The following is a 21,839-nucleotide window of genomic DNA, read 5'->3' as shown; positions in this document are numbered from 1 at the left end:
ATCATGCTGATGATCCCGCTGATGCTGGCGCTCTTCATGGCCAATCTCGACCAGACGATCGTGGTGACGGCACTGCCGAGCATCGCCGGTGACCTGAGGGCGGACACCGGCGGCAGTTCCTGGATCGCGGTTTCGTACCTCCTCCCCAGTTCGGTCACCGCCCTGGTTCTCGGCAAGCTCGGGGACATGTACGGACGCAAGAGGATCTTTCAGTTCTCGATCGTCGTCTTCCTCGTGGGATCCCTGCTCAGCGGGCTGGCGCAGAGCCTCACCGTGCTGGCGTTCTCCCGCGCCCTCCAGGGCATTGGCGGCGGAGGCATCACATCGCTGGTGATGGCCATCACCGGTGACCTCGCACCGCCGCGTCAAAGAGTGAGACTCCAGGCCCTCCTGGGCGCGGTCGCCGCCGTGGCGCTCGTGGCCGGCCCGGTGCTCGGCGGAGCGTTCGCCGACGGACTGTCCTGGCGCTGGATCTTCTACGTCAACGTGCCCATCGGCATCGTCGCCCTCCTCGCCGTCGCGGCCCGGCTCCGCCTTCCCCTGCCCGAGCGGAGCGGCAGGGTCGATCTCCTCGGAGCACTGACGGCCGCCGCGTTCACCACGTCCGTGGTGTTGATCGCCACCTGGGGCGGGCACGCCCATCCATGGGGCTCGCCCCTCATCCTGGCCCTCGCCGCCTTCGCTCTCCTGTGCCTCGCCTGCTACCTGCTCGTCGAGCGCCGGGCCACCACACCGATCACCCCGCTCCGTCTTTTCCGCTCGACGAATTTCACGTTGGCGACGGCTCAGTTCCTGCTCACCGGCATGGTCCTGTTCGCAGGCATGCTCTACGTCCCGATGTTCCTGCAGACCGTCCAGCACCGGTCGGCGTCCTCCGCCGGCCTCTATCTGATTCCCCTGCTGCTCGGGCTGGTCGTCGCCGCGGTGATCTCCGGAACGCTCATCACCAGAACCGGCCGCTACAAGCTCTACCCCGTCGTCGGAACGGTCCTCGTCGGCCTTTCGATGACCGCCGTCAGCCAGGCCGACCAGAGCACCAGCCCCCGATCTCTGATGATCCCGCTGGCCGCCGCGGGCATCGGCCTCGGATTCCTCGTCCAGGTCTGCCTCATCGTCGGCCAGAACGCACTGGACCACGAGAACCTCGGCGTGGCGACCGGAGTGCTGAACTTCTTCAGATCTCTGGGGAGCATTTTCGGCGCCGCGCTCTTCGGCGCCATCCTCACCGGGGCACTCGGGTCGTCCAGGCCCGGCTTGGCGCAGAGCGTCGCCGCCTACCAAGCGGTCTTCTTCTGGACGGTTCCCCTCATGATCGTGGGACTTGGGCTCGCGCTCGCGACCTCCGAAGAGCCGCTGCGCAACGAGGCGGAGCTCGCCTTGGCACAGCGCCGCGGGATCAGCTCCGCGCAGCAGCACTGAATTCCCGTACGGCATGAGGGCTTACGGCTGCTGACCGCCGGCTTTCGGGGCGGACGCGGGGCGTTCGGTCGGCAGCGGTGCCGTCATGTCGAGCAGGAGCAGGGCGTCGTGGTCGGGGGTCCCGGGTTCGGCGGTGTAGACGCCGATGCGCTGGCCCGGGGTGCCTTCCACGTGCAGGGACTGGGGCGTGAGGGTGAGCGTGCCGACCTGGGGGTGGTGGAACGTCTTGTGCGCGGGCTTGCGTCCGGTCACCTCGTAGCGCTCCCAGAGACCGGCGAAGTCGGGGCTTTTGAGAAGGAGTTCGCCGACGAGGTTGGTCAGATCGGGGGCGTCGGGTGCGGTGCCGGCGATGGCGCGCAGGCGGGCGACGCAGGCGGCGATCTGCCGGTCCCAGTCGGCGAACAGGTCGCGGGCGGCGGGGTGCAGGAAGAAGTAGCGGGCCAGGTTGCGGTGGTTGACGGGCCAGTCGTCCAGGCCCGCGTAGAGGGCGAGGCCGCCGGGGTTCCAGGCGAGCATGTCCATGCTGCGGCTGATGACGTACGCCGGATTCGGGCGCAGTGATTCGAGCAGCAGCTTCAGATGCGGGCGCACGGTACGGCTCGGTGCGGGTGGCGGTTCGCAGACGTAGCGGGCGGCGCGGGCGGCGAGCTCGCGCAGGTGCTGGTGCTCCTGGTCGTCCATGCGCAGGGCGCGGGCGAGCGCGTCGAGGACGGCGGGGCTGGGGCGGGTCTCCTTGCCGCGTTCCAGGCGCACGTAGTAGTCGATGCTGATCCCGGCGAGGGTGGCGATTTCCTCGCGGCGCAGCCCCGGGGTGCGGCGGACGCCGGCGCCGACGGTGAGGCCGACGTGTTCGGGGGTGGTCTGGGTGCGGCGGGCGCGCAGGTAGCGGCCCAGCTCTGCGCCCTCGCTGTGCGCGCTCATCGATGCCATGGCTCCAGTCTCACCCGCTGGGCACCCGCTGCGCGGGCGGGAGGGGGGCCCTGTCGTGACCCCCGAAGGGCCCGCCCTGCCACACCGGCGCGATCCGGGCGAAGGTGAGGGAGCAAGACCCGGCACCCCGGTTTCCACCGTCGGCTACCGCAGGCACGGCCTGTCGGACCGGGCGAGAGTGAGGGTGCCGGGCGACGCCACGAACCGGAGAGGACGAAATGCGCTACATCAAGCTGCGTGACCTGGAGGTTTCTCGGATCGGCCTGGGCGCGATGGGCATGTCCCACGGCTACACCGGCTCCGGCACCGATGACGCGGAGTCGATCAGGACCGTGCACCGGGCGCTGGAACTGGGCGTCACGCTCATCGACACCGCCGAGATCTACGGCCCCTACACCAACGAGGAACTGCTCGGCAGGGCGTTGAAGGGGCGCCGCGACCAGGTGGTGCTGGCCACGAAGTTCGGCCTGGTCTCGCACGGCGGCGACGGCGCCAGGAACCTGGACTCCGGCCCGGCCAACATCCGCACCGCCGTCGAGGGTTCCTTGAAGCGGCTGGGAACCGATCACATCGACCTGTACTACCAGCACCGGGTGGATCCGAACACGCCGATCGAGGAGACCGCCGGCGCCGTCGGCGAACTGATCACCGCCGGCAAGGTGCGCGCCTTCGGGCTTTCGGAGGCCGGCCCGGACACGATCCGGCGCGCCCACGCCGTCCAGCCGGTCACCGCGGTGCAATCGGAGTACTCGCTGTGGACCCGCGGCGTCGAGCACCGCGTCCTGCCCGTCCTGCGGGAGCTGAACATCGGCCTGGTGCCGTTCTCCCCGCTGGGCCGCGGCTTCCTGACGGGCACCGTCCGCTCCACCGACCAGTTCGACGCCTCCGACTTCCGGCGCGACAACCCCCGCTTCACCAGCGAGAACTTCAAGCACAACCTGGCGCTCGCCGACCAGGTCAAGGCCCTGGCCACCGAGGCCGGCGCCACGCCCGCACAGGTCGCGCTGGCCTGGCTGCTCGCCCAGGGCGACGACATCGCCCCGATCCCCGGCACCAAGCGCGTCAGCAGGGTGGAGGAGAACACCGCCGCCGACACGGTCTCGCTGACCAGCGAGCAACTGGACAAGCTGAGCAGCCTGCCGCCCGCCGCAGGCGACACCCACACCGAAGCACAGGCGCGGCTGCTCGAACGCTGATCACCCGCACCGCCCCGCACGACCCCCGTTTGGAGCAGTAACCCCTCATGCGTGCAGCAGTGATGTACGGAGCCGGAGACGTCCGCGTCGAAGGCCGGCTCGCCCCCCAGATCGTCGAGCCGACCGACGCGGTGGTGCGCACGGTGGCCGCGTGCGTGTGTGGCAGCGACCTGTGGCCCTGTCGGTCGATGCCCGCCACCGACACCGGCCGCCCCATGGGCCACGAGTTCCTCGGCGTCGTCGAGGAGACGGGCACGGACGTGAGGGGCCTGAAGGCGGGTGACCTGGTCGTCGCCCCGTTCACCTACAGCGGCAACACCTGCGACTACTGCGCCAAGGGCCTGCACATCTCGTGCCGAGGCGGCGGCCGGTACGGCTTCGACGGCGTGGACGGCGGGCAGGGCGAAGACGTCCGCGTCCCCTATGCCGACGGCACCCTGGTGAAGCTGCCGGTGGCCGCCGATTCGGCGCTGCTGCCGTCGTTGCTCGCGCTGTCGGACGCGATGACCACCGGCCACCACGGGGCTGTCACCGCCGGAGTCGGCCGCGGCGATGCGGTGCTCGTGGTCGGGGACGGCGCGGTCGGCGAGCAGCTGCTGCCCGACGTCCTGGACGGCACCATCACTCCTGGCCGCGTCTTCGACCGCACCTTCACCCTCGACCAGACTCCGGACGCCTACCGGGCCATGGCCGACCGCCAGGTCCTCAAGGCGCTCATCACCCCCTGACCGCCCCCACCTCCACTCTCAGCAAAGGACAATCCCCCATGCAGTACGCGACCTTGAACAACGGCGTCGAGATGCCGCTGCTCGGCTTCGGCGTCTACCAGATCCCCGCCGAGGACACCGAGCGCGCCGTGTCGGATGCGCTGGCCGCGGGCTACCGCCTGCTGGATACGGCTGCCGCCTACGGCAACGAAGAGGCCGTAGGCCGCGCCATCAAGTCCAGCGGTATCGCCCGCGAGGAGCTGTTCGTCACCACCAAGCTGTGGGTGCAGGACGCTCCCGCCGAGGACAACACCCGCCGCGCGTACGAGACTTCGCTGCACAAGCTGGGCCTGGACCACCTCGACCTGTACCTGATGCATCAGCCCTTCGGCGACGTCTACGGCCAGTGGCGCGCCATGGAGGCCCTCAACCGCGAGGGGCTGGCCAAGGCGATCGGTGTCGCCAACTTCTACCCCGACAGGCTGCTCGACCTGATCGTCAACAACGACATCGTCCCGGCGGTCAACCAGATCGAGACCCACCCGTTCTTCCAACGCGCCGACTACCAGGCCCTGATGAGCGAGCACGGGGTGCGGATCCAGTCCTGGGGCGGCTTCGCCGAGGGCAGGAACGACCTGTTCACCAACCCGCTCCTTGCCGAGATCGGCAAGGAGTACGGCAAGTCCGTGGCGCAGGTCGTGCTGCGCTGGCTCACCCAGCGCGGCGTCATCGCCATCCCCAAGTCCGTACGCGCCGAACGGATGGCGGAGAACTTCGACGTCTTCGACTTCCGGCTCACCGACGAGCAGATGGCGCAGATCGCCACCCTCGACACCGGCAGCTCGCTGTTCTTCGACCACCGAGACCCCGAGATCGTCGCCAGGCTGGGCGGGCACCGCCTCGACGCGTGACGGCCTCGCCACGACGGGATGCTGAGGGACAGCCCGGGCACTCCTCGGCGGACTCCGCCGTGGGATGGCTGGTCAGGTCGGCTCAGCCGGGTCGTGGGTGATCAGGTCTCCCGGCTGACACTGAAGGACATCGCAGATCCTCGACAGGGTCGAGAAGCGGATGGCCTTGGCTCGCCCGTTCTTGAGCACGGACAGGTTGACGACGGTGATGCCCACCTGCGCGGACAGCTCGGTGAGCGTCATACCGCGCTCGGAGAGCAGGTGGTCGAGGTGGACCCGGATCCCGTGGCGTTCCTCTTCGGGCATCAGATGGTCCCTTCGAGGTCCTCTCGCATGCGCACGCCCTCGCGCATGATCTTCCCCATGATCACTGCGGTCAGGCCGGCGAGGACGAGCACCTGCGGCCCGGAGACCGTCGGCCCGGAACCCGCGATCGGCGTCATGCTCCCGACGAGCCACGACTGCGACCAGCCGACGACCAGACCCGCCAGCGGCGTGCCGACGGCAACGAACCAGCCGAGCACGGAGAGCCGTCGCGACACCGCGTCGGTGAACGGCCCCTGGAGCAGGACCGCCTTCAACAGGCGGGAGAACAGCAGCAGCGAGAGGGAGCCGAACAGCAGCCAGGGGAGTTCGCCCCCGAGGTCGGCGGCGCGCTGAGCCGCGGAGGGGCTGTCCTGGCAGAGGCGCGTGGCTGTGCTGGACGCCTGCACGCCCTGGCCGATCGGCAGGCTGTCGGGTGGCAGTGAGCCATTGCGCCAGAATCCCGTCTGCACGCAGACCGCCCCGTCGTCGAGTATGTGCGTGATCGCGGTGCCGATGAAGGTGAGCCCGCAGAGCATCGCCAACGCAAAGGTCACCGGGGCCAGGATCCTTGTGAGCCGTGTGTTCACCGCATGCCCTCCCTATCGACTTTCGATATGCCCAACGCTAGCGGAGCATATCGATATTCGACAAGTTCGGACCGACGGCGAGGTCGACGGCGAGGTCGATAGCGAGGCCGCTGACGAGGCCACCTCGGCCGCGGGCCTCGATGTACGGGGATGAAAATTCGGCTGCCCACTCCGCCAGCCGATGGCCGAAGTTGCCCCCCTGCGAGATGCGGCTCCCGAGCGGCATGTTTGCATGTGTCCATGATCGTTAACGCACAGGAAACATCGCCCCGGACGTACGTGGACCGCATCTTGGAGCACTGGCACAAGGATGAGGATGCCGAGGCGCTCGTCCAGGGTGCGCAGCGGCTGAGTCGGGCCGAGGCCCGGCGGCGGCTGTTCAGGTTGGGGCAGGCGCTGCGTCGGCAGGGGCTCGCGCCCGGCGACGGGGTGGGGCTGTTCCTGGCCAATCGTGTGGACTCTGTTCTGGTGCAGCTTGCGGTGCATCTGATCGGTTGTCGTGTGGTGTTCCTGCCGCCGGAGCCGGGGCCGGGTGAGCTTGCCGCGCTGGTCGAGCAGTCGGGTGCGCGTGTGGTGGTCACGGATCCGCTGTTCGCGGCGCGGGCTGCCGATGCGGCCGGCCGCAGTGTCCACGCCCCCGTGCTGGTCAGCCTTGGTCCGTGCGAGCTGGAGTGCCAGGACCTGCTGGCCCTGGCGGCCGAGTGCCCGGCGGTGCGCCCCGAGGACGTGCGGGCCCCGGGCGCGGACGAGCCGGTCACCGTGCTCTACACCGGCGGCACCCTGGGCCGCCCCAAGCTCGCCGCACACAGCCACCGGCTCTACAACATGCTGGTGGCCTCGGTGGAAGACGGCCCACAGGGATCCGGCTCCGCGTTCTTCCCGGCCATGAACCCGGGCACGGACCGGGTGCTCGCCTCCACGCTGCTCACCCACGGCAGCGGCCACCTCACCTCGATCCAGGCGCTGGTGACAGGGTCCGCCCTTGTCGTGCTGCCCGAGTTCGAGGCGGGTGCCGCACTGAAGGTGCTGCGCGAGGAGCGGATCACCACCACCATGTTCGTACCGCCGATGCTGTACGCGCTCCTCGACCACCCGGAGTGCACGGTGGGTGCCCTCCCTGCGCTGCGGCGGATCGTCGTCGGTGGCGCGGCCTCGTCGCCCAGCCGGCTGCAGCAGGCGGTCAAGGTCTTCGGGCCGGTGGTCAGCCAGGGCTACGGGCAGTCCGAGGGGCTCGGCATCGCCGCGTTCGGTGCGGAGGACCTCGCCTCGGAGGGAGCCCAGCGGCCGGAGCTCTGGCGCAGCTGCGGCCGCGCGATATCCGACACCGAGATCGAGGTCCGTGGTGAAGACAGCGCGGTGGCGCTGCCCGTGGGGCAGGTCGGGGAGGTGTGTGTGCGGGGTGAGACGGTGATGCTGGGCTACTACGAGGACCCGCAGCGCACCGCGGAGGCATTGCAGGGCGGCTGGCTGCGCACTGGTGACATGGGTTATCTCGACGCCGAGGGATACCTCTATCTCGTCGACCGTGCCAAGGACATCATCGTCACCGGCAGCACCAGCGACAACGTCTACTCCCGCGTCCTGGAGGACTTCCTGCTCACCCTGCCCGGCGTGCGCAACGCGGCGGCGCTGGGCGTGCCGGACGAGGAGTACGGGGAGGCCGTACAGATCTTCCTGGCCACGGCCGAAGGTGCCGACATCGACCCGGACGAGGTCGGCGCCGCGGTGACCGCCGAACTGGGAGAGCTCTACAGGCCCCGCAAGACCGTGCTGCTGTCCCAGCTGCCGACGACCAAGGTCGGCAAGGTGGACAAAAAGGCCCTGCGCGCCGCGTGGACGAGCGCGGCTTTGCACACGTCGTAGGCGCCGCTGCTGCCGAAGGCGCGGATCGCCTGCTGGGAAAGGATGTTGACGAACGCTTTCCCGGCACCCGGCTGGGGATCGTCGACGACCTGCTCGCGGAGCCGACCATCCTCGCCTCGCAGCGCCGGGGACTGGCACGGTGGCTTCCGCCCCGTTTCCAGTCCCCGACCCTCCTGAGCAATCTTGGTGAAGTGTGATGCGGATGGTGATGTGTCCTGCCGGAGAGAGGTGTCGTGGCAGGACCGTTGCGGGTGGAGCTCTCGCCGGAACAAGAGGCGCAACCGCGACGCCGGTTGCGAGTTCAGGGTCTCGCGGCCGGCACGTCCAGATCCCGGGAGTGCGCCTGAACTCAGGGGCGGTCTGCCACCGCCACGGAGTTTTCCACCGGCACCGCGGCAGCGTCCTTGCCGCTCGGTGGCCTGCTGCTGCGGTTGAAGACGGCGATCGAGACCACGATGACCGCGAACCCGATGATCTCCGACATGGTCGGGCGCTGGCCCAGCACCGGCCAGGCGATCAGCCCCGCGGCGATCGGTACGCCGTAGAAGTACGACGCCACCCGGTCCGCGCTCTCCGAACGCATCAAGACGAAGAGCAAGCTGAGCGCACCGATCGACACACCGACCGACATCCACAGTTCCGAAAGGAGCAGTTGCGGTGTCCACCGTATGACGCCCCGCTCGAAGATCAGTGCGCCGACGAGCATGACAACGGCCGACGAGCCGGACTGGACGAATCCATTGATCAACAGGTGTGCGCCAGGGTTCTTCACTTGGTAGTAGAACTGCCCGGTGGACAGGCCCAGCAGGCCGAGGAAACCAAAGGCGACATTGGTCGGAGTGAGCCCGGATGACGACTCCAGGCCCCGGTACACCGTGATGGCGACACCGGCCAGCCCGCCGATCAGGGCCAGCACTGAAAGAAGCCGGACCTTTCTCGCGGTCACGACGGAGACCATCAGCCACACCAGAATTGGCTGCAGCGCGATGATCAGCGCCGAGACCGCGGGGGTCATTCCGTGGTAGAGCGCGTAGAACACCCCGACGGAGAACACACCCTGCAGCAGGATGCCACTGAGGATGAGGTGGACATAACCAGATCTTGGCCAGCTGACCTTGAGGAATATGATGAGGGTGAAGAGGATGACCGCGGTCGCGCCGAACCGGATGGCCAGGTAGTAGAAGGGCTCCGCATAGGGCAGGCCATATCGACCGCCCACAAATCCAGATCCGTAGATGATGACGAACACTAACGCGATGAGCGAAACCCTGAGATTCCTTTTCTCGCCCGTCACTGGTGCATTCCAACCTTGGAGCCGGCAGCGATCATGGCGGCACGCGGACGAATCTCACCCGACGCCGCCTGGGTTTCGGCGAGGCGGCCGGCCAGCTCGTACTCGTTGACCAGGCCGACGATCTCGTTCTTCAGCACTGCGATCGCCTTCGGGTAGTCGGCGCTGTCCACGGCGAGCCGAGCGTTGGGCGCGGCCGATTGGGATGACTTCTGCAGCGCACTGATTCCGTACATCCTGGACAGGATGCGGCCCAGGATCACGACCTTGTCCTGGGAGGACGCGTCGGCGATATAGCTGATATTGATGTCGGTGAGGTGGAGGAACGCGTCTTCCAGATATACGAACTGGCCGATGAATTCCAACGGGGATCGGAGCCCGGACCGCTGGAACTGCTGCAGGAACAGATTGGCCAGATGCTGGCACAGCAGGTCATTCGTTCCGTCGAAAACGGTGTAGACGCGCGCGTCGAGCAGGGCGTACGCGGCGATGTTATCCGGCGCGCCCGTCCGATATCCGTCGCCGCCGCACAGCTGCTGGTAGTCGATAGCCGATTCCAGCATGCTCTCGGAAGCCAGCACCTTGGTCGCAAGTGAGGCGAACATGCTGTTTTCCATGTCGGCAAGGTAATTCTCCGCCAGCATCAGCTGCCGGTACAGTGCATTGCACACGACGTAGTTCTGCTTGATGCGACTGACTTTGTACCGCACGTAGTCGATGTCGTGCAGCGTGCCGTCACCGATCTTCCTCGTACTGACCTGGCGCAGGGCCTCGGTATGCAACCGGCGCAGGAATCCGCTGCCCATGGCGGCCTTGCTGAACCGGGACGCACAGAGGATCTCGGCGGCGTCGCCCAGGCGTTCCCTGGTCTTGGTCAGCCTGTAGTGGCGAGGCACGCGCAGGTCCAGGGTGTTCAGTCCGTATCCGAGGTTCTTCAGCCCCAGGCTGTCGTAGACCTCGGTGGTCACGAATCCGCCGTCTGATCGTTTGTGGGCGAAGTAGGCGAACTCCTTGCGCTCCGGATGCTTGGCGCAGATGATCCACCAGTCCGCCTGCTCGCTGAACGCCTGCCAGTGCTTGGTCCCAGTGATCCGGTACTCGTCACCGTCGTCGTGGTACGTGGTCTCCATGCGCGCGAGGTTCGAGCCACTGCTCGGTTCGGTGAAAGCGAGACCGCCGATGACGGGGTTGTTGGCGAAATCGTCGAAGACCTCCTTCTTCAGGAGGTCATCACCGCTGGCCGAAACGTTGCGGAGGAACAGGACAGTCACGATCATTGTGTACATGCCCAGCGGCAGGTTGCGCTCGGACATGATTTCGATGACCTCGCACATCTCCCGGTGGCTTTCCCGGCCGCCGTATTCGCGAGGGATGGCCGGCAGGTAGATGCCTAAGTCGACCAGCTTTCGCAGACTTTCCCGGGACAACGGCTCCTGCGGCAGTCGTGCACTGTCGAACTCGTCGATACCGCGCCGAAAATTGTCAAGGAATTCCGGCGAGCCAAGGTCAATTAGTGGGTTGGGTGAAACGCTCACGATAGTGGTCCAATCTCGGTTGGCGAATTGGTTCCGGCGCTACAGTGCGCTCAATTCGGCCCGCAGATGATCCGGGATGCTGGTGGTGGCTTCCCTTTCGTAATCGAAGTGGATCATGATGCAGGTGCCGCTTGCGACTTCCGCGCCGTTCTGCGTGGCGATCTGCTCGATGGTGATCGAGGTGTTGCCGATCTTCGTCACCTTCGTCTCGATGGCGACGTCGACGGACGCCAAGATCTGTCGCGTGAAGTCGATCTCGTACCGGCGCAGGATGAGCGCGAGGTCGCGCATGTTCGGTTCTTTGCTGAACAGTCGAAAAATTGGCAACCGGCCATGTTCGAACCAGACCGGTACTGCGGAGTTGGTGACATGGCCGAGTACGTCGACTTCGGAGAAGCGCGGCGAAATCGTCACCTTCATGTTCTGCCCTTCTGTGGTTGGTCGCGATGCTGGATGGGCTGGGTGGGAATCGTCCGGACACCCAGGCGCCGGCCGCCCCATACTTCGGAGGAAGCCAGTGTTGGGTTGAAAAGGCGGCTCGCCACCCGTGAAGTTTCAGATGAACGCAGTCGATCCCATGGGCATGGAAGCGCTCCATCGGCTTGTGGGTGAATACTTCGGTGGGGGAGTGTGGCGCGGTTTCCGCCCTCTCGAAGAGAGGCATTTCGTCAGCACGTGCATCTTGCATCAAGCTCATGGTCGTTGGAAAGTGGCAGCTGGCTTTGACTTAAAACTTACTGATCCGGGCGCACTCTTGGAAGTATTTTAATTGCATATGGCACCTAAGTCCGACCTCAAATAAACCTCAAAGTGGCTTGAATCGCGTGACGCCGCCACGCGGCGGCGAGGGAGTCCGCGCGGTTATCCGGGATGCCGCGCGGCGGGTCGTCGCGAGCCCGTGGTGGCGGGCCCAGCATGCGGCTGACGCCCTGTCAGAGATGCTGCCGAGCTTGCCGAGGGCCGTGTGGACACCCTGATCTCGCAATGACCACCCATCGGCTCGGCTACCTCCTCGCCCACCTCTTCGTGCTCGCCTACTGCGCGATCCTGCTCACGGCGGGCGGCGCCGCGTACGTCATCGTCCGGTCGCGCAGCGGGGCGATCAGCGCCGCGGACTACATGGCGGGGTACGGCCTGGCCTGCGTCGCGGCGTTCGGCGGACTCCTGATGGCGGCCCGCCAGGTGATGCGAGGAGGGCCTCCACGTCACGCTCCCCGACGATCCGGTCCGTTACGAGCTGTTCTGACCCGCCCCACGGTGTAACCCTCCCTGCTATCTCCTTGTGGGGGAAGGCCGTTGCCCTGGGGGAGCGGTGGGCCGGGATGGTGAGGCATGGCGATTCGCCGACCGAAACTACGCGGGCGCGAACCTGGCGGCCGGGACGTCGCTGCGCGCTTGCGGGACCGGGACGGGCCGGCCGCCGACGCGGATGCGCAGCGGCTGCGGCTCGTGCGCGGTGAGGTGTACGCGGACTGGGAATCGGTCTACCGGGACAACGTGAGCCTGGTGTTCCGGGTGATGTTCTCCAGGGTCGGCAACAGAATGGACGCCGAGGACCTGACCACGGAGGTGTTTCTCGCCGCGCTCGGCCCCCTGCGCACCACGGCCACCGTGCCTGAGGTGCGCGCCTACTTACTGGCCACCGCCCGCACGGTTCTTGCCGCGCACTGGCGGCGCGTGCTGGGGCACGAGGTGACGACGCTGGCAGCGGACCACCTGGACGAGCTCGCGGTACGCGAGCCTTCCGGCCAGATGTCGGACGCGCCGCAGCGGGCTCGGGCGATACTCGACGCTCTCCCGGAGCGGTACCGGCGCATCCTCGAACTCCGCTTCCTGGAAGCACGATCGGTGAAGGAGGCGGCAGCCGAACTCGGAGTGTCCGTGACCAACGCGAAGGTGCTCCAGCACCGGGCACTGCGCCACGCGGCCCGTGGCACGGCACCGGCCGCGGGGCAGGAGGGCGAGGGCGATGAGCTCTGACGCGTTGTGGCGCTACGTCGAAGCGCTGCTGCGGTCGGGCCGGCCGCGGCCCTTCCGGACCCGGCCGCAGGACACCGAGGTGCTGCGCACGGCCATCACCCTGCGGGCGGCCCGGCCGGGGAGCGACGTACCGCGCGAGGAGTTCGTCAGCGCGCTGCATGCACGACTTGCCCGAGAGATGGCCGAGGGGAAGCCAGGGGCTCGTCCCGTGGCGGAGCGGCGACCGGGCAGTACCCGCCGGCGTGTCGTGCAGGGTGGAGCGCTGGTGGCCGCGTCGGCTGTTGGTGTGATCGTGGGGCGATCGCTCGACGGTGGTGCCACGGGCCCGACGGAGCAAGGAGGTTCGGCGTCGGCGACGCTCCAGCCGAACCGAGGGGAGTGGCGGACGGTCGCCGCCGGCGCCGACCTTCCCAGCGGTGCGGTGCGCGGCTTCGCGACCGGGGCCGTGTCCGGCTTCGTTTCGCGTGACGGCGCCCGGTTGCGAGCCGTCTCCGGGGTGTGCACCCATCAAGGCTGTGCGCTCGTTCTGGACCGAGCGGCTCGGCAGCTCGACTGCCCGTGCCACAACTCCGCCTTTGCGGTCACCGGCGAAGTCCTGCACCACCAACTCCCCATCCACCTCGCGGCGTTGCCACGGATCGCGGTGCGTGAGGCGGATGGACAGGTCCAGGTGTACGTGCCGCCTCCATCAGGTGTAACCCCGCCTCCTATTCAAGGGTGAGGCCCGCACAACGGGGGGCCTGCCGGGTTCGCCGCAGGGGCGGGCCGAATACGGGGGAATCAGATGCGCACACCGAATCCCGCACGCCGGACAAGTCGGCATGGGCTGGGAGGTGGGAGCGCGTCCGCGCCGGCCGGGCACTCTGCGATGCCCGGCGCCGGCGCACCTGCGGAGAGCGGTTCCCGGCAGACCGGAGCCGGCGGCAAGAGCCCTTTTGCCGCTGGCTCCGTTTCCGTCAACCTGTGCACGACCCACCCCTTCATGCACGGCACCGTGACGGTGACAACGTGACCGGGCCGGGTGCGGGGCCGTGGAAGGCGATCAGTCCTGCGCGCGCTGTGTGACGGGCGCGTCCGTACCGTCGCCCAGGAATTCGTACCAGCGGCGGCGCAGACAGACGTAACGGGTGTCGGCCTCCACCAGCCGCAGGAAGGAGGCCGCCGCGTCCGCCAGGCGCTCCTGGAGTCCGGAATCGGCCAAGTCACCGCTCTCGGTGAAGCCTTCGTGCGCCTTGGCGAGACTGAACATGTCCGGATACACGCGGGTGCCCAGGTGTTCCAACGGGACCCGGAGCGCCCACAGCCCCCGGTTGCCTCCGACCATGGAGGGCGAGGCCGAAACGAGAAGCGCGTGCTTGTCCTTGAACGGCTGAGGCTTGACGCGCGACACCCAGTCGACGGCGTTCTTCAGTACTCCAGGCACCGATGCGTTGTACTCGGGAGCGGAGATGACGAACGCGTCGCATGCCTTCAGGCGCTCGTGCAGGGCCAGCGCGCCGGGCGGCAGCCCCTCGGCCGATTCGACGTCCCCGTCGTAGACCGGCATGGAGAACTCCCGCATATGGGCGAGGTCGACTGTCGCGCCCGCACGTTCCACCAGCTTGGCGACCAGCGAGGCAAGACGGCCGTTCAGGGAATCGGCACGCATCGACGCCCCGAAGACGAGCACTCTCACAAGATCGTGGCCTGCCCCGTGCGCGGTATCTGTGGTCATGGGATCGGACCTCCACGTGTCGAAAGGGACGACGGTGGCGTGCGAGGGCCGCCCTGCCCATGGTGGCTCGTCCCCCTACCACCGGCGACTCGGCGAGGGCATGCTGCTCCGGTGGCGCGACGGGCGCAAGGCCCGAGTATGGGAGGGAACGGCCCCCGAGCGGTGGGACCCGTCGCGAGGAGGCGTCATCCCATGAGCGTGTTTCCGGCCGAGGACATGGAGATGACCCGGCTGCTCGTCGTTTCCGACGTCGCGGCCTCGCGCCGGTGGTACGAGCAGGTGCTGGGGGCGCGCGTCGACCGTGAGTACGGGTCCGCGTGCGTGCTCAGCATGCTGGGAGCGTGGATGCTCCTGGTCGAGGGTGGCGGCCCGACCGAGGACAAGCCCACCGTGACCATGGCGCCGCCCGCGGACGCCGACCGGGTCAGCGCTGAATTGATCTTTCGGGTACGTGACTGCCGTGGCGCGTACGAAACCCTGCGGACGCGGGGGGCGGATTTCCTGACTCCGCCGGTGGATCGGGGTTACGAGATCCGGGCGTTCTTCCGCGACCCCGACGGGCATCTCTTCGAGATCAGTGAATTGGTCGCCTGACCACATCGGCGAGCGGGACTCACGCCGCCCGCCGCCGACGCCTCCTGATGAATGACCGGCGTTGTCCCGCGAGGACCGGCTGGATCAGCGGGCGGGTGGGACGAACTCGGGCTGGTCGAGCAGGCGCAGCCAGCTTCCGTCGGGCTGGCGCCGGACGACCTGCGCCCGGGCTCCGGTCCCGTCCTTCGGCGGGGTCGAGGTGAGGGCGATGTCTCCGCTGATCAGCGTCGGCAGCGGCTGTTCCGGCTCGAAGCGGGGACGGTTGGCCAGCACCTTCTCCCACAGCGCACGGATCGCCTCCCGGCCCACGGTCTCGCTGCCGGGCGGGTAGGCCATCACCGCGTTCTCTTCGTAGAGCGCGGCGACCCCGGCCGCATCACCGGCGTTGGACCGCTCGACGAACAAGCGCGTGATGTCTTCGGGGCGCATGGCCTTCTCGTATTCCGACATGGTTCCTTGCCTCTTCTCCTGCGTCGGGCTGCTGTGACTCCCAGCCTGGTCGTCGGCTCATCAGAAGTCCAACAGATGGTTCTTCCGGTAAGTAGAATCTCCAGTCATGGACCTGAGGCAGTTGGAATACTTCGTCGCGGTCGCCGAAGAGCAGAACTTCACGCGGGCGGCCGAGCGGGTGCACATCAGCCAGTCCGGCGTCAGCGCCCAGATCCGACAGCTGGAACGTGAACTCGGCGCCGAGCTCTTCGACCGGTCCGCGCGCACCGTCACCCTCACGGTCGCGGGAAAGGCCGCGCTCGAACACGCCCGCGCGGCGCTCGCCGCAGCCGGCGCGGTCGGCCAGGCGGTGGACGAGGTCACCGATCTGATCCGCGGTCGGCTCACGGTCGGGATGGTCATCGGCTGCACTCTCACGCCGCTCTTCGACGCTCTCTCCGCGTTCCACCAGGCGCATCCCCGTGTAGAGATCTCCCTGCTGGAGGACGGCTCCGACCGGCTCGTCGAGGGGGTGCGCGCCGGCACCATCGATGTGGCTCTCATCGGGACCGCGACCGCCACCCCTGATGGGCTGGACGCGCTGACAATCATCAGCGAGCGGCTCGTCGTAGCCGTTCCGGCCGGGCACCCCTTGGCCGAACAGCGGCAGGTCACGCTGCGCGACCTGGTCGCCCACCCGATCGTGTGCATGCCACCAGGCACCGGCCTGCGCACGGTGTTCGACCGTGCCTGCGCCGCGCAGAACCTCCACCCCGCGATCGCGCTGCAAGCCAGCGCCGCGGACGCCATCGCCGACCTCGCCGCCCGCGGGCTCGGCGTCGCCGTCCTCAGCAACTCGATGGCCGCGAGCTACCGCGACCGCCTCACCGCACGCACCATCGATGACGTGGAAACACCAGCGTTGCTCGCCCTGATCTGGAAGAGCACGCACGGCCCAGCGGTACGTGAGCTACTCGTGCACGGCCGACGAGCGTTCACCGAGCCCGACGCCATATAGCACGGGGAGGGGCCGTTCGTATGCGTTACGACTTCAGGGTGGTTCCGCAACAAGGTCGGCGGATTCCGGCGCGCCATCGGGCGGTTTGGGGAGCTTTAATATTAATTTTCGTGACCGTAAGGAATCGATCTGCCACGGATCGTATCCACGTCACTCCATTGGAGATCACATGAACGAGCTTCGCAAGGCGGCCGTCCTGGTCGCTGCCCTGGGCAGCTTCGCAATGCTGGCCGCGGGCACGGCGCAGGCGCACGACGGCGGGAAGGGCGGCGACCAGTTCGCTATCGGGCAGAGCAGCAACTGTAAGTCGCACGACCTGAACGTCGACGTCCTCGGCCAGGTCGGCATCCTCAACGGTCTGCTGGGCAACGCGCTCAACGGCGAGGGCAACCCGGGTGCGCAGAACACCCACATGGGTTCGAGCATGGGCTGCAACAACAGCGCCCTCTGACCCGGGGTTGCTGCGAAGTCCTGTGGCTGCCGCATCGCACCTGGCCAGGGAGTTGAGTCTCTGGCCTCGGGCGAGCGCCTGCGACGGCCCATCGGTGCATGATGAGCGTCGCGGCCATGGCTGCCCACGGGAAACATCCGCTGGAGTTGCGTGATCGTGCGGTGCGGACGGAAGTCCGCACCGCCGATCCGAAGCAACGCCGGAAGGGTCAAGGCCCCGGAGTGCCCCTCGCGGCGGCCCGACCCTGACCGCCCGTCCACGGTTGACGAGGCCGCACCTGACGGCCACCCGTGACCGTGCACCCCACGCCGACCAATGGTTGAGTGGATGTGAGGTCACATCCACAGTCAGACCATGGGCCGGCCTTCTCTGCGTACGCCGCTCCGGGACCCGCCCAGTCAGTCCACGGAGGCTGCTCATGCCCAAAGTCAGTGGTCCGTACGCGCCCGGCACCCCCTGCTGGGTCGATTTGATGGTTCCCGATCAGCAGGCGGCTCTCGACTTCTACCGGGATCTGTTCGGCTGGCAGGGAGAGGTGGGGCCGCCCGAAACCGGCGGCTACGCGCTCTGTTCGTTGAACGGCCAACCGGTCGCCGGGATCATGGCCGCGATGAATCCGGACGGCAGCACGCCCGACCCGATGCCCCCGACGGTGTGGACGACCTACCTCGCCACCGCCGACCTCGACGCCACGGAGAAGAAGAGCGCGAGCAACGGCGGCCAGGTGATGGTGCCGGGCATGGACGTCATGACGCTCGGTCGGATGGCTGTCGCGAGCGACCCCACGGGCGCAGTCTTCGGCCTCTGGCAGGCCAAGGACTTCCCCGGTGCGGGCATCGTCAACGAGCCGGGCGCCATCATCTGGAACGAGCTCAACACCAGCGACACGGACGCCGCCTCGTCCTACTACTCCAAGACGCTGGGCATCACAGCCGCCGCGATGGAGGAAGCGGACGGCTACTTCGCGCTCAACGTGGACGGCCGGACCGTCGGCGGCATGCAGGCTCTCTCCGGCATCGACGGCCTGCCGCCGGGCACGCCCTCGCACTGGCTGACGTACTTCGCGGTCGACGACACCGACAGCACGGTCGATGCGCTGATCAGGGCGGGTGGCACCGTCCTCAAGCCGCCGTTCGACATGATGGCGGGCCGCATGGCCGTCGTTCAGGACCCGCAGGGCGGGGCGTTCGCGATCATCAAGGCGACTGGGCCCGAAGCCGCCTGATCGGGACGCGGTCGCACGGACCTGTCGCACCGATCCGCCGGGTGGACCGAACGGACCGTCCTGGTCCGATTCGGTCCACCCGCCATGGGCATACGAGGCCGGGCCGGTGGAGAACGGCCTCACCGCCTGGACGACCTCGCCACCGCCGTGAACGTGAGCGTTTGCTCGGCGGCGGTCCGTGCGCCGCCGACCTTGCTGCCGGTGATGTCGGTCCACGCCCGGGTCGGTGTGGTCTCGGCGAGCCGGTTCGTCGTGGCGGACAGCCCGATTACCAGCCCGCTGTAGCGGTTGACCAGCCGGAACGTGCCGGTGGGCCGGCCCGCGGAAGTGGTGTTGGCGACGACGAACCATTGCTGCCCCGCGGTCGGCCCGCCGGCCGGTGCCTTCGTGGCGGTCGGCTCGGCGGCCCAGGCGCGGCCCGCTGTCGAGGTCGAGTCGACGCCGAGGAGCTGCCCGGTGGACGCGTTGGCGATGCGGTAGGAGCCGTCACCGTTCGGGCTGAACACCCACTTGGCCAGCGCGGAATCACCCGGCGAGGGCCACGAGGTGGTCGCGGAACCACCCGCGGCCTGGGCGAGGTAGCGGCCGCTCCCGCTCGCGATGGTGTAAGCCTTGCCCGGGTCGACCGGCGCCGGCGGAGAGGCGCTCCTTGTCACCGTCGTGTCGTAGTACTCGCCGTCGGAGCCGTTGGAGCAGAAGAACGAGCAGTACGAGCGGAACGTCTTGCCGACGACCGTGTTGGTGGTACGGCTCACCGGGTCGAGCAGCCAGCGATACCAGGAACCGGAGCGGTAGTCCCCGGAATCGCCGATCAGTCGCCACTTCTGGGTGGCGAGGTTGTCGGTGACGTAGAACCGCTGCTTCTCCGTGCCGTCCTGCTTGACCGTCTCGGGCTCGCCTATGTACTGCCCGAGGTAGGCGTCGTAGGCGATGTTCATGGTGAGCAGATCGGACTTGGCGGGCAGGGTCCCGCTTGCCTGCTGCTGGGCCACGGTGCCCGGGTTGGCCGGGTCGTAGTCGTGTGCGACGGGCGTGTAGCCGGTGGTGTGCGTGGCGTCGACCGGCTCCAAGTTGCTCTCCAGGCCGCCCAGTCCGGGCTGGGACCAGGAGCCGTCGTGCCACTTCGACCACGAGCCCGGCGCCATCTTGCCGGACATCGGGGCGCGGGCCACATGCGCCCGGCTGCCGTCCGTCCAGCCGCCCGAGACACCGCCCTTCGGGATCACCCGTGAGTCGTAGTAGACGTAGAAGTAGCCGGAGGCGGTGTCCACGAACAGGCGCGGGTCGCCGTTGCCGTAGTCGTACGTCTCGTGCGCGAACGCCGTCGTGTCGCCGCGCTCCGTGCTGTACCGCGAGGTCAGGACGTGGCTCTGGATGTCCCAGGTGCGGCCCTGGTTCTTGGAGACCGCGTAGTCGATCGCGTCGTAGTGCAGGCCGTCGCCGAACGGGCTCGGGGTGAACTCGTTGTGCACCAGGCCGTACCAGTCGCCGGTGTCCGGATCCACCCAGACACCGATCAGGTCACAGTAGTTGGGCTGCGCGTAGCTGGAGCCCGCGGGCGCCCTGGTGGCCTGACGGCCGGTCGGGCTGTTGTTGCAGCGCCAGGTGGTGTCGTTGTTGCGGTCCTGGGAGTTCTTCGGGTTCACGGCGTCGCTGAGTGCGCTCGACCGCGTGGCGGAGTCGAAGTCCTTGCCGGAGTAGAACGTCCAGGCACGGTCGTCGCTCGCGCCGTACAACGAGTGTGCCGACTGGTAGTAGAACGTGCCGTCCTTGTCGACGTACGGAGTGGCCGGGGTGTCGTCGGGGTTGCCCCAGGGGCCCCTCGGGCCGATGGCGACGGTGTACGCGGGTTCCCGGGCGGACGCCGGGGCGACCGGCAGCGTGCCGAACAGCACGGCGGCCGTCGCGACGAGCACGCCGGTGATCTTCGTTGCGATGCGGACGGGCACGAACACTCCTCTCGGAGCGGGCCGACCGCACGGCGGTGGCCCGAGGGTCAACTGATCGAGAATCAGGGGGAGTTCACGGCGACGTCAAATTAGTTTGAATAGGATCCGAACTAACAAAGTGGCTGTCAAGGCACCTGCCGGAGATGGAGGACCCGTGCCCGACCTGCGGGCGGCATCGCCGCCGCACACCGAACCGTCCTGGGCGACGGAGTCGCGCGACCGGGGAGCGATACGGCGCACCAACCTCGGCGTGGTGCTGCGCCTGTTGCGTGACGCGGGTCCCCGCTCGCGGGCTCGCATCGCCGCCGACACCGGCCTGCCCAAGCCGACGGTCACGAGCCTGGTCGCGGAGCTCGTGGCCCTCGGCCTGGTCCGGGAGGGGCCGGCCCGGCGCGAGGGCGCCGTCGGGCGCCCCGGCACCCTGGTCCACCTCGACGGTCATGCCGTCTGCGGAATCGGGGTGGAGATCAGTACCAGTTACGTCCAGGTCCTGGCGCTCGCTCTGGACGGCGAACCGCTCCACGAGCGCCGGGTCACCGTCCCGGTCGGCGCGGCCGGCTCCGAGGCCGTGCTCGACCTGACCGCCCGCGAGATCGATGCCTGCCGAACCACCGTTCAGAAGAGCGGAGTTCGCCCCGTGGGGATCACGGTCGCCGTACCGGGCGTCGTCGACGCGGCGACCGGCACCGCCCGGTACGCCCCGGCCATCGGCTGGTGCGACATCGCCGTCACCGACGGGCTGCGGGCCCGGCTCGCCGCGCCCCCACCGCGCCTGGCCCTGGACAACGACGCCAAGCTCGCCGCGCTCGCCGAGTACGCACTGGCGCGCGGCACGGACGTGCACGACATGGTGTGCGTCACGGGAGAACGCGGCATCGGCGCGGGCGTCATCAGCGCCGGCCGACTGCTGCGCGGCGCCGGCGGGTTCGCCGGCGAGGTCGGCCACATGCCGCTCGACCCGGAGCGCCGGCCCTGTGCCTGCGGACGGCGCGGCTGCTGGGAGACGATGGTCGGGCTCGACGCCATCCTGCGGCTCGCCGCCGACGAGGGCGACGCGTTGCACGACCCGGCCGTGGAACTCAACGACCGCTTCGCCCTGTTGCGCACCCGCGTCCACGACGGCGACCCGCGCACCCGCGCCGCGATGGCCCGGGTCGCGGACGATCTGGGTCTGGGCGTAGCGCTGCTGGCCGATGTGCTCAACCCCCGCGTAGTGGTCCTCGGTGGCTACTTCACGCACATCGGAGACCTCATGATCGAGCGGGTCCGCGAGGTGGTGCACGAGCGGGTCATGGCCCCGAACGCAGGCGGCTGCGAAGTCCGGCTCTCCACGCTGGGGTTCGCGGCGGCGGCCCGTGGCGGCGCGCATCTCGCGCTGGGCGCGGTGTTCGACGACCCGGCGACGATTTGAACGATGCGACGCGGCTCAGCGCCGACTTGAGGTGCGGCATCCGAGGGCCCGTCAAACCATCAGAATCCAACACGCTCAACAGTGATGTGACATATCACAGTGCCATTGCACAGGGATGTCAAGAGGGTCGACGATCCGACTTTTCCCTGGCCTTTCGGCGTTGAGCGTGAGCGGCTGATCCTGCGCGAAGCCTTGAGGCCTGCTTTTCTGACTGGCTATCATGCGTTGCTTTCTGTTTGAAGATTCCCTCATTCGTCGACCTCTGGGGATGGATTCAACAGAACCCAACGCACCCCCTCGTTCCTTCAGTCGCGTACTTGGAG

23 protein-coding genes are annotated in these 21,839 nt (G+C 68.2%); 14 read left to right on the top strand and 9 right to left on the bottom strand.

Annotated elements, in window-relative coordinates; genetic code table 11:
- Positions 1-3: 3 nt before the first annotated feature.
- A complete protein-coding gene (locus tag OHA17_RS04630) occupies positions 4-1,419 on the top strand; it encodes a DHA2 family efflux MFS transporter permease subunit (protein ID WP_406504293.1) in 1,416 nt (471 codons plus the stop codon).
- Between the two features lie 21 nt (positions 1,420-1,440).
- Here the strand turns inward: OHA17_RS04630 and OHA17_RS04625 are convergent, their stop codons facing one another.
- A complete protein-coding gene (locus OHA17_RS04625; protein ID WP_406504291.1) occupies positions 1,441-2,349 on the bottom strand; it encodes a helix-turn-helix transcriptional regulator in 909 nt (302 codons plus the stop codon).
- 218 nt (positions 2,350-2,567) lie between these two features.
- On the opposite strand from OHA17_RS04625, the gene OHA17_RS04620 reads away from it, so the two are divergent.
- Genes OHA17_RS04620 through OHA17_RS04610 form a run of 3 tightly spaced genes read left to right on the top strand, consistent with a single transcriptional unit; the run spans position 2,568 to position 5,163 of the window.
- On the top strand, positions 2,568-3,545 hold the full coding sequence (locus OHA17_RS04620) for an aldo/keto reductase (RefSeq protein ID WP_406504289.1): 978 nt from the start codon (positions 2,568-2,570) through the stop codon (positions 3,543-3,545).
- A gap of 47 nt (positions 3,546-3,592) precedes the next feature.
- On the top strand, positions 3,593-4,273 hold the full coding sequence (locus OHA17_RS04615) for an alcohol dehydrogenase catalytic domain-containing protein (protein WP_406504288.1): 681 nt from the start codon (positions 3,593-3,595) through the stop codon (positions 4,271-4,273).
- Between the two features lie 38 nt (positions 4,274-4,311).
- Positions 4,312-5,163 carry an aldo/keto reductase gene (locus OHA17_RS04610; RefSeq protein ID WP_406504286.1) on the top strand — a complete coding sequence of 284 codons (852 nt, stop codon included), beginning with the start codon at positions 4,312-4,314 and terminating at the stop codon, positions 5,161-5,163.
- A gap of 72 nt (positions 5,164-5,235) precedes the next feature.
- On the opposite strand, the gene OHA17_RS04605 is transcribed toward OHA17_RS04610, so the two are convergent.
- Both OHA17_RS04605 and OHA17_RS04600 read right to left on the bottom strand, forming a co-directional pair.
- Positions 5,236-5,469, bottom strand: coding sequence for a helix-turn-helix domain-containing protein (locus tag OHA17_RS04605; RefSeq protein WP_406504284.1), 234 nt, complete (start codon positions 5,467-5,469; stop codon positions 5,236-5,238).
- The gene (locus OHA17_RS04600; protein WP_406504282.1) at positions 5,469-6,056 is read right to left on the bottom strand and encodes a DUF2975 domain-containing protein; all 588 of its coding nucleotides are present in this window, start codon (positions 6,054-6,056) and stop codon (positions 5,469-5,471) included. The genes OHA17_RS04605 and OHA17_RS04600 overlap by 1 nt, the downstream gene beginning before the upstream one ends.
- A 240-nt stretch (positions 6,057-6,296) precedes the next feature.
- On the opposite strand from OHA17_RS04600, the gene OHA17_RS04595 reads away from it, so the two are divergent.
- On the top strand, positions 6,297-7,919 hold the full coding sequence (locus tag OHA17_RS04595; RefSeq protein ID WP_406504281.1) for a class I adenylate-forming enzyme family protein: 1,623 nt from the start codon (positions 6,297-6,299) through the stop codon (positions 7,917-7,919).
- Positions 7,889-8,116, top strand: coding sequence for a hypothetical protein (locus OHA17_RS04590; RefSeq protein WP_406504279.1), 228 nt, complete (start codon positions 7,889-7,891; stop codon positions 8,114-8,116). Before OHA17_RS04595 ends, OHA17_RS04590 begins: the two co-directional genes overlap by 31 nt.
- A gap of 152 nt (positions 8,117-8,268) precedes the next feature.
- Here the strand turns inward: OHA17_RS04590 and OHA17_RS04585 are convergent, their stop codons facing one another.
- From OHA17_RS04585 to OHA17_RS04575, 3 genes are read right to left on the bottom strand one after another with little or no spacing between them, the layout of a single operon-like run.
- A complete protein-coding gene (locus OHA17_RS04585; RefSeq protein WP_406504277.1) occupies positions 8,269-9,213 on the bottom strand; it encodes a DMT family transporter in 945 nt (314 codons plus the stop codon).
- Positions 9,210-10,745 carry an acyl-CoA dehydrogenase family protein gene (locus OHA17_RS04580; protein ID WP_406504275.1) on the bottom strand — a complete coding sequence of 512 codons (1,536 nt, stop codon included), beginning with the start codon at positions 10,743-10,745 and terminating at the stop codon, positions 9,210-9,212. The genes OHA17_RS04585 and OHA17_RS04580 overlap by 4 nt, the downstream gene beginning before the upstream one ends.
- 39 nt (positions 10,746-10,784) lie before the next feature.
- Positions 10,785-11,165 carry an acyl-CoA thioesterase gene (locus OHA17_RS04575; protein ID WP_406504273.1) on the bottom strand — a complete coding sequence of 127 codons (381 nt, stop codon included), beginning with the start codon at positions 11,163-11,165 and terminating at the stop codon, positions 10,785-10,787.
- A 564-nt stretch (positions 11,166-11,729) separates the two neighbouring features.
- On the opposite strand from OHA17_RS04575, the gene OHA17_RS04570 reads away from it, so the two are divergent.
- The 3 genes from OHA17_RS04570 to OHA17_RS04560 all read left to right on the top strand — a co-directional run bounded on the left by OHA17_RS04570 (position 11,730) and on the right by OHA17_RS04560 (position 13,446).
- Complete coding sequence (locus OHA17_RS04570) at positions 11,730-12,008, top strand: hypothetical protein (protein WP_406504272.1); 279 nt, start codon at positions 11,730-11,732, stop codon at positions 12,006-12,008.
- Positions 12,009-12,077: 69 nt separating this feature from the next.
- Complete coding sequence (locus OHA17_RS04565; protein ID WP_406504270.1) at positions 12,078-12,725, top strand: RNA polymerase sigma factor; 648 nt, start codon at positions 12,078-12,080, stop codon at positions 12,723-12,725.
- Positions 12,715-13,446: a ubiquinol-cytochrome c reductase iron-sulfur subunit gene (locus tag OHA17_RS04560; protein ID WP_406504268.1), complete on the top strand. Its 732-nt coding sequence runs from the start codon at positions 12,715-12,717 to the stop codon at positions 13,444-13,446. The genes OHA17_RS04565 and OHA17_RS04560 overlap by 11 nt, the downstream gene beginning before the upstream one ends.
- Before the next feature lie 321 nt (positions 13,447-13,767).
- On the opposite strand, the gene OHA17_RS04555 is transcribed toward OHA17_RS04560, so the two are convergent.
- Complete coding sequence (locus tag OHA17_RS04555) at positions 13,768-14,439, bottom strand: NADPH-dependent FMN reductase (RefSeq protein WP_406504266.1); 672 nt, start codon at positions 14,437-14,439, stop codon at positions 13,768-13,770.
- 192 nt (positions 14,440-14,631) lie between these two features.
- On the opposite strand from OHA17_RS04555, the gene OHA17_RS04550 reads away from it, so the two are divergent.
- The gene (locus OHA17_RS04550) at positions 14,632-15,033 is read left to right on the top strand and encodes a VOC family protein (RefSeq protein ID WP_398873194.1); all 402 of its coding nucleotides are present in this window, start codon (positions 14,632-14,634) and stop codon (positions 15,031-15,033) included.
- Between the two features lie 84 nt (positions 15,034-15,117).
- Here the strand turns inward: OHA17_RS04550 and OHA17_RS04545 are convergent, their stop codons facing one another.
- The gene (locus OHA17_RS04545) at positions 15,118-15,483 is read right to left on the bottom strand and encodes a YybH family protein (RefSeq protein ID WP_406504263.1); all 366 of its coding nucleotides are present in this window, start codon (positions 15,481-15,483) and stop codon (positions 15,118-15,120) included.
- A gap of 106 nt (positions 15,484-15,589) precedes the next feature.
- Here OHA17_RS04545 and OHA17_RS04540 point away from each other — a divergent pair, with 106 nt between their 5' ends.
- From OHA17_RS04540 to OHA17_RS04530, 3 genes are all read left to right on the top strand, one after another.
- Positions 15,590-16,480, top strand: coding sequence for a LysR family transcriptional regulator (locus OHA17_RS04540; protein WP_406504261.1), 891 nt, complete (start codon positions 15,590-15,592; stop codon positions 16,478-16,480).
- Between the two features lie 169 nt (positions 16,481-16,649).
- Positions 16,650-16,931, top strand: coding sequence for a hypothetical protein (locus OHA17_RS04535; protein WP_406504260.1), 282 nt, complete (start codon positions 16,650-16,652; stop codon positions 16,929-16,931).
- A gap of 418 nt (positions 16,932-17,349) precedes the next feature.
- Positions 17,350-18,156, top strand: coding sequence for a VOC family protein (locus OHA17_RS04530; RefSeq protein WP_406504258.1), 807 nt, complete (start codon positions 17,350-17,352; stop codon positions 18,154-18,156).
- 119 nt (positions 18,157-18,275) lie between these two features.
- Here OHA17_RS04530 and OHA17_RS04525 read toward each other — a convergent pair whose 3' ends face one another.
- The gene (locus OHA17_RS04525) at positions 18,276-20,105 is read right to left on the bottom strand and encodes an RICIN domain-containing protein (RefSeq protein ID WP_406504256.1); all 1,830 of its coding nucleotides are present in this window, start codon (positions 20,103-20,105) and stop codon (positions 18,276-18,278) included.
- A gap of 154 nt (positions 20,106-20,259) precedes the next feature.
- On the opposite strand from OHA17_RS04525, the gene OHA17_RS04520 reads away from it, so the two are divergent.
- Positions 20,260-21,516, top strand: a complete 1,257-nt coding sequence (locus tag OHA17_RS04520) for an ROK family protein (protein WP_406504254.1) — start codon at positions 20,260-20,262, stop codon at positions 21,514-21,516.
- Positions 21,517-21,839: the final 323 nt, after the last annotated feature.

Origin of the sequence: Streptomyces sp. NBC_00212, assembly GCF_045206365.1 — a bacterium.
Lineage (GTDB): Bacteria > Actinomycetota > Actinomycetes > Streptomycetales > Streptomycetaceae > Streptomyces.
The sequence above is the reverse complement of the archived record's forward strand: the minus strand, read 5'-3'. Positions and strand labels throughout refer to the sequence as shown.

Excerpts from the sequence above, each read along its gene's own strand:
- OHA17_RS04575 (WP_406504273.1), bottom strand. The coding sequence starts at position 11,165 with ATGAAGGTGACGATTTCGCCGCGCTTCTCCGAAGTCGACGTACTCGGC.
- OHA17_RS04535 (WP_406504260.1), top strand. The coding sequence starts at position 16,650 with ATGAACGAGCTTCGCAAGGCGGCCGTCCTGGTCGCTGCCCTGGGCAGC.
- OHA17_RS04605 (WP_406504284.1), bottom strand. The coding sequence starts at position 5,469 with ATGCCCGAAGAGGAACGCCACGGGATCCGGGTCCACCTCGACCACCTG.
- OHA17_RS04620 (WP_406504289.1), top strand. The coding sequence starts at position 2,568 with ATGCGCTACATCAAGCTGCGTGACCTGGAGGTTTCTCGGATCGGCCTG.
- OHA17_RS04615 (WP_406504288.1), top strand. The coding sequence starts at position 3,593 with ATGCGTGCAGCAGTGATGTACGGAGCCGGAGACGTCCGCGTCGAAGGC.
- OHA17_RS04595 (WP_406504281.1), top strand. The coding sequence starts at position 6,297 with ATGATCGTTAACGCACAGGAAACATCGCCCCGGACGTACGTGGACCGC.
- OHA17_RS04630 (WP_406504293.1), top strand. The coding sequence starts at position 4 with ATGCTGATGATCCCGCTGATGCTGGCGCTCTTCATGGCCAATCTCGAC.
- OHA17_RS04555 (WP_406504266.1), bottom strand. The coding sequence starts at position 14,439 with ATGACCACAGATACCGCGCACGGGGCAGGCCACGATCTTGTGAGAGTG.
- OHA17_RS04570 (WP_406504272.1), top strand. The coding sequence starts at position 11,730 with ATGACCACCCATCGGCTCGGCTACCTCCTCGCCCACCTCTTCGTGCTC.
- OHA17_RS04540 (WP_406504261.1), top strand. The coding sequence starts at position 15,590 with ATGGACCTGAGGCAGTTGGAATACTTCGTCGCGGTCGCCGAAGAGCAG.
- OHA17_RS04560 (WP_406504268.1), top strand. The coding sequence starts at position 12,715 with ATGAGCTCTGACGCGTTGTGGCGCTACGTCGAAGCGCTGCTGCGGTCG.
- OHA17_RS04550 (WP_398873194.1), top strand. The coding sequence starts at position 14,632 with ATGAGCGTGTTTCCGGCCGAGGACATGGAGATGACCCGGCTGCTCGTC.
- OHA17_RS04610 (WP_406504286.1), top strand. The coding sequence starts at position 4,312 with ATGCAGTACGCGACCTTGAACAACGGCGTCGAGATGCCGCTGCTCGGC.
- OHA17_RS04625 (WP_406504291.1), bottom strand. The coding sequence starts at position 2,349 with ATGGCATCGATGAGCGCGCACAGCGAGGGCGCAGAGCTGGGCCGCTAC.
- OHA17_RS04530 (WP_406504258.1), top strand. The coding sequence starts at position 17,350 with ATGCCCAAAGTCAGTGGTCCGTACGCGCCCGGCACCCCCTGCTGGGTC.
- OHA17_RS04565 (WP_406504270.1), top strand. The coding sequence starts at position 12,078 with ATGGCGATTCGCCGACCGAAACTACGCGGGCGCGAACCTGGCGGCCGG.
- OHA17_RS04545 (WP_406504263.1), bottom strand. The coding sequence starts at position 15,483 with ATGTCGGAATACGAGAAGGCCATGCGCCCCGAAGACATCACGCGCTTG.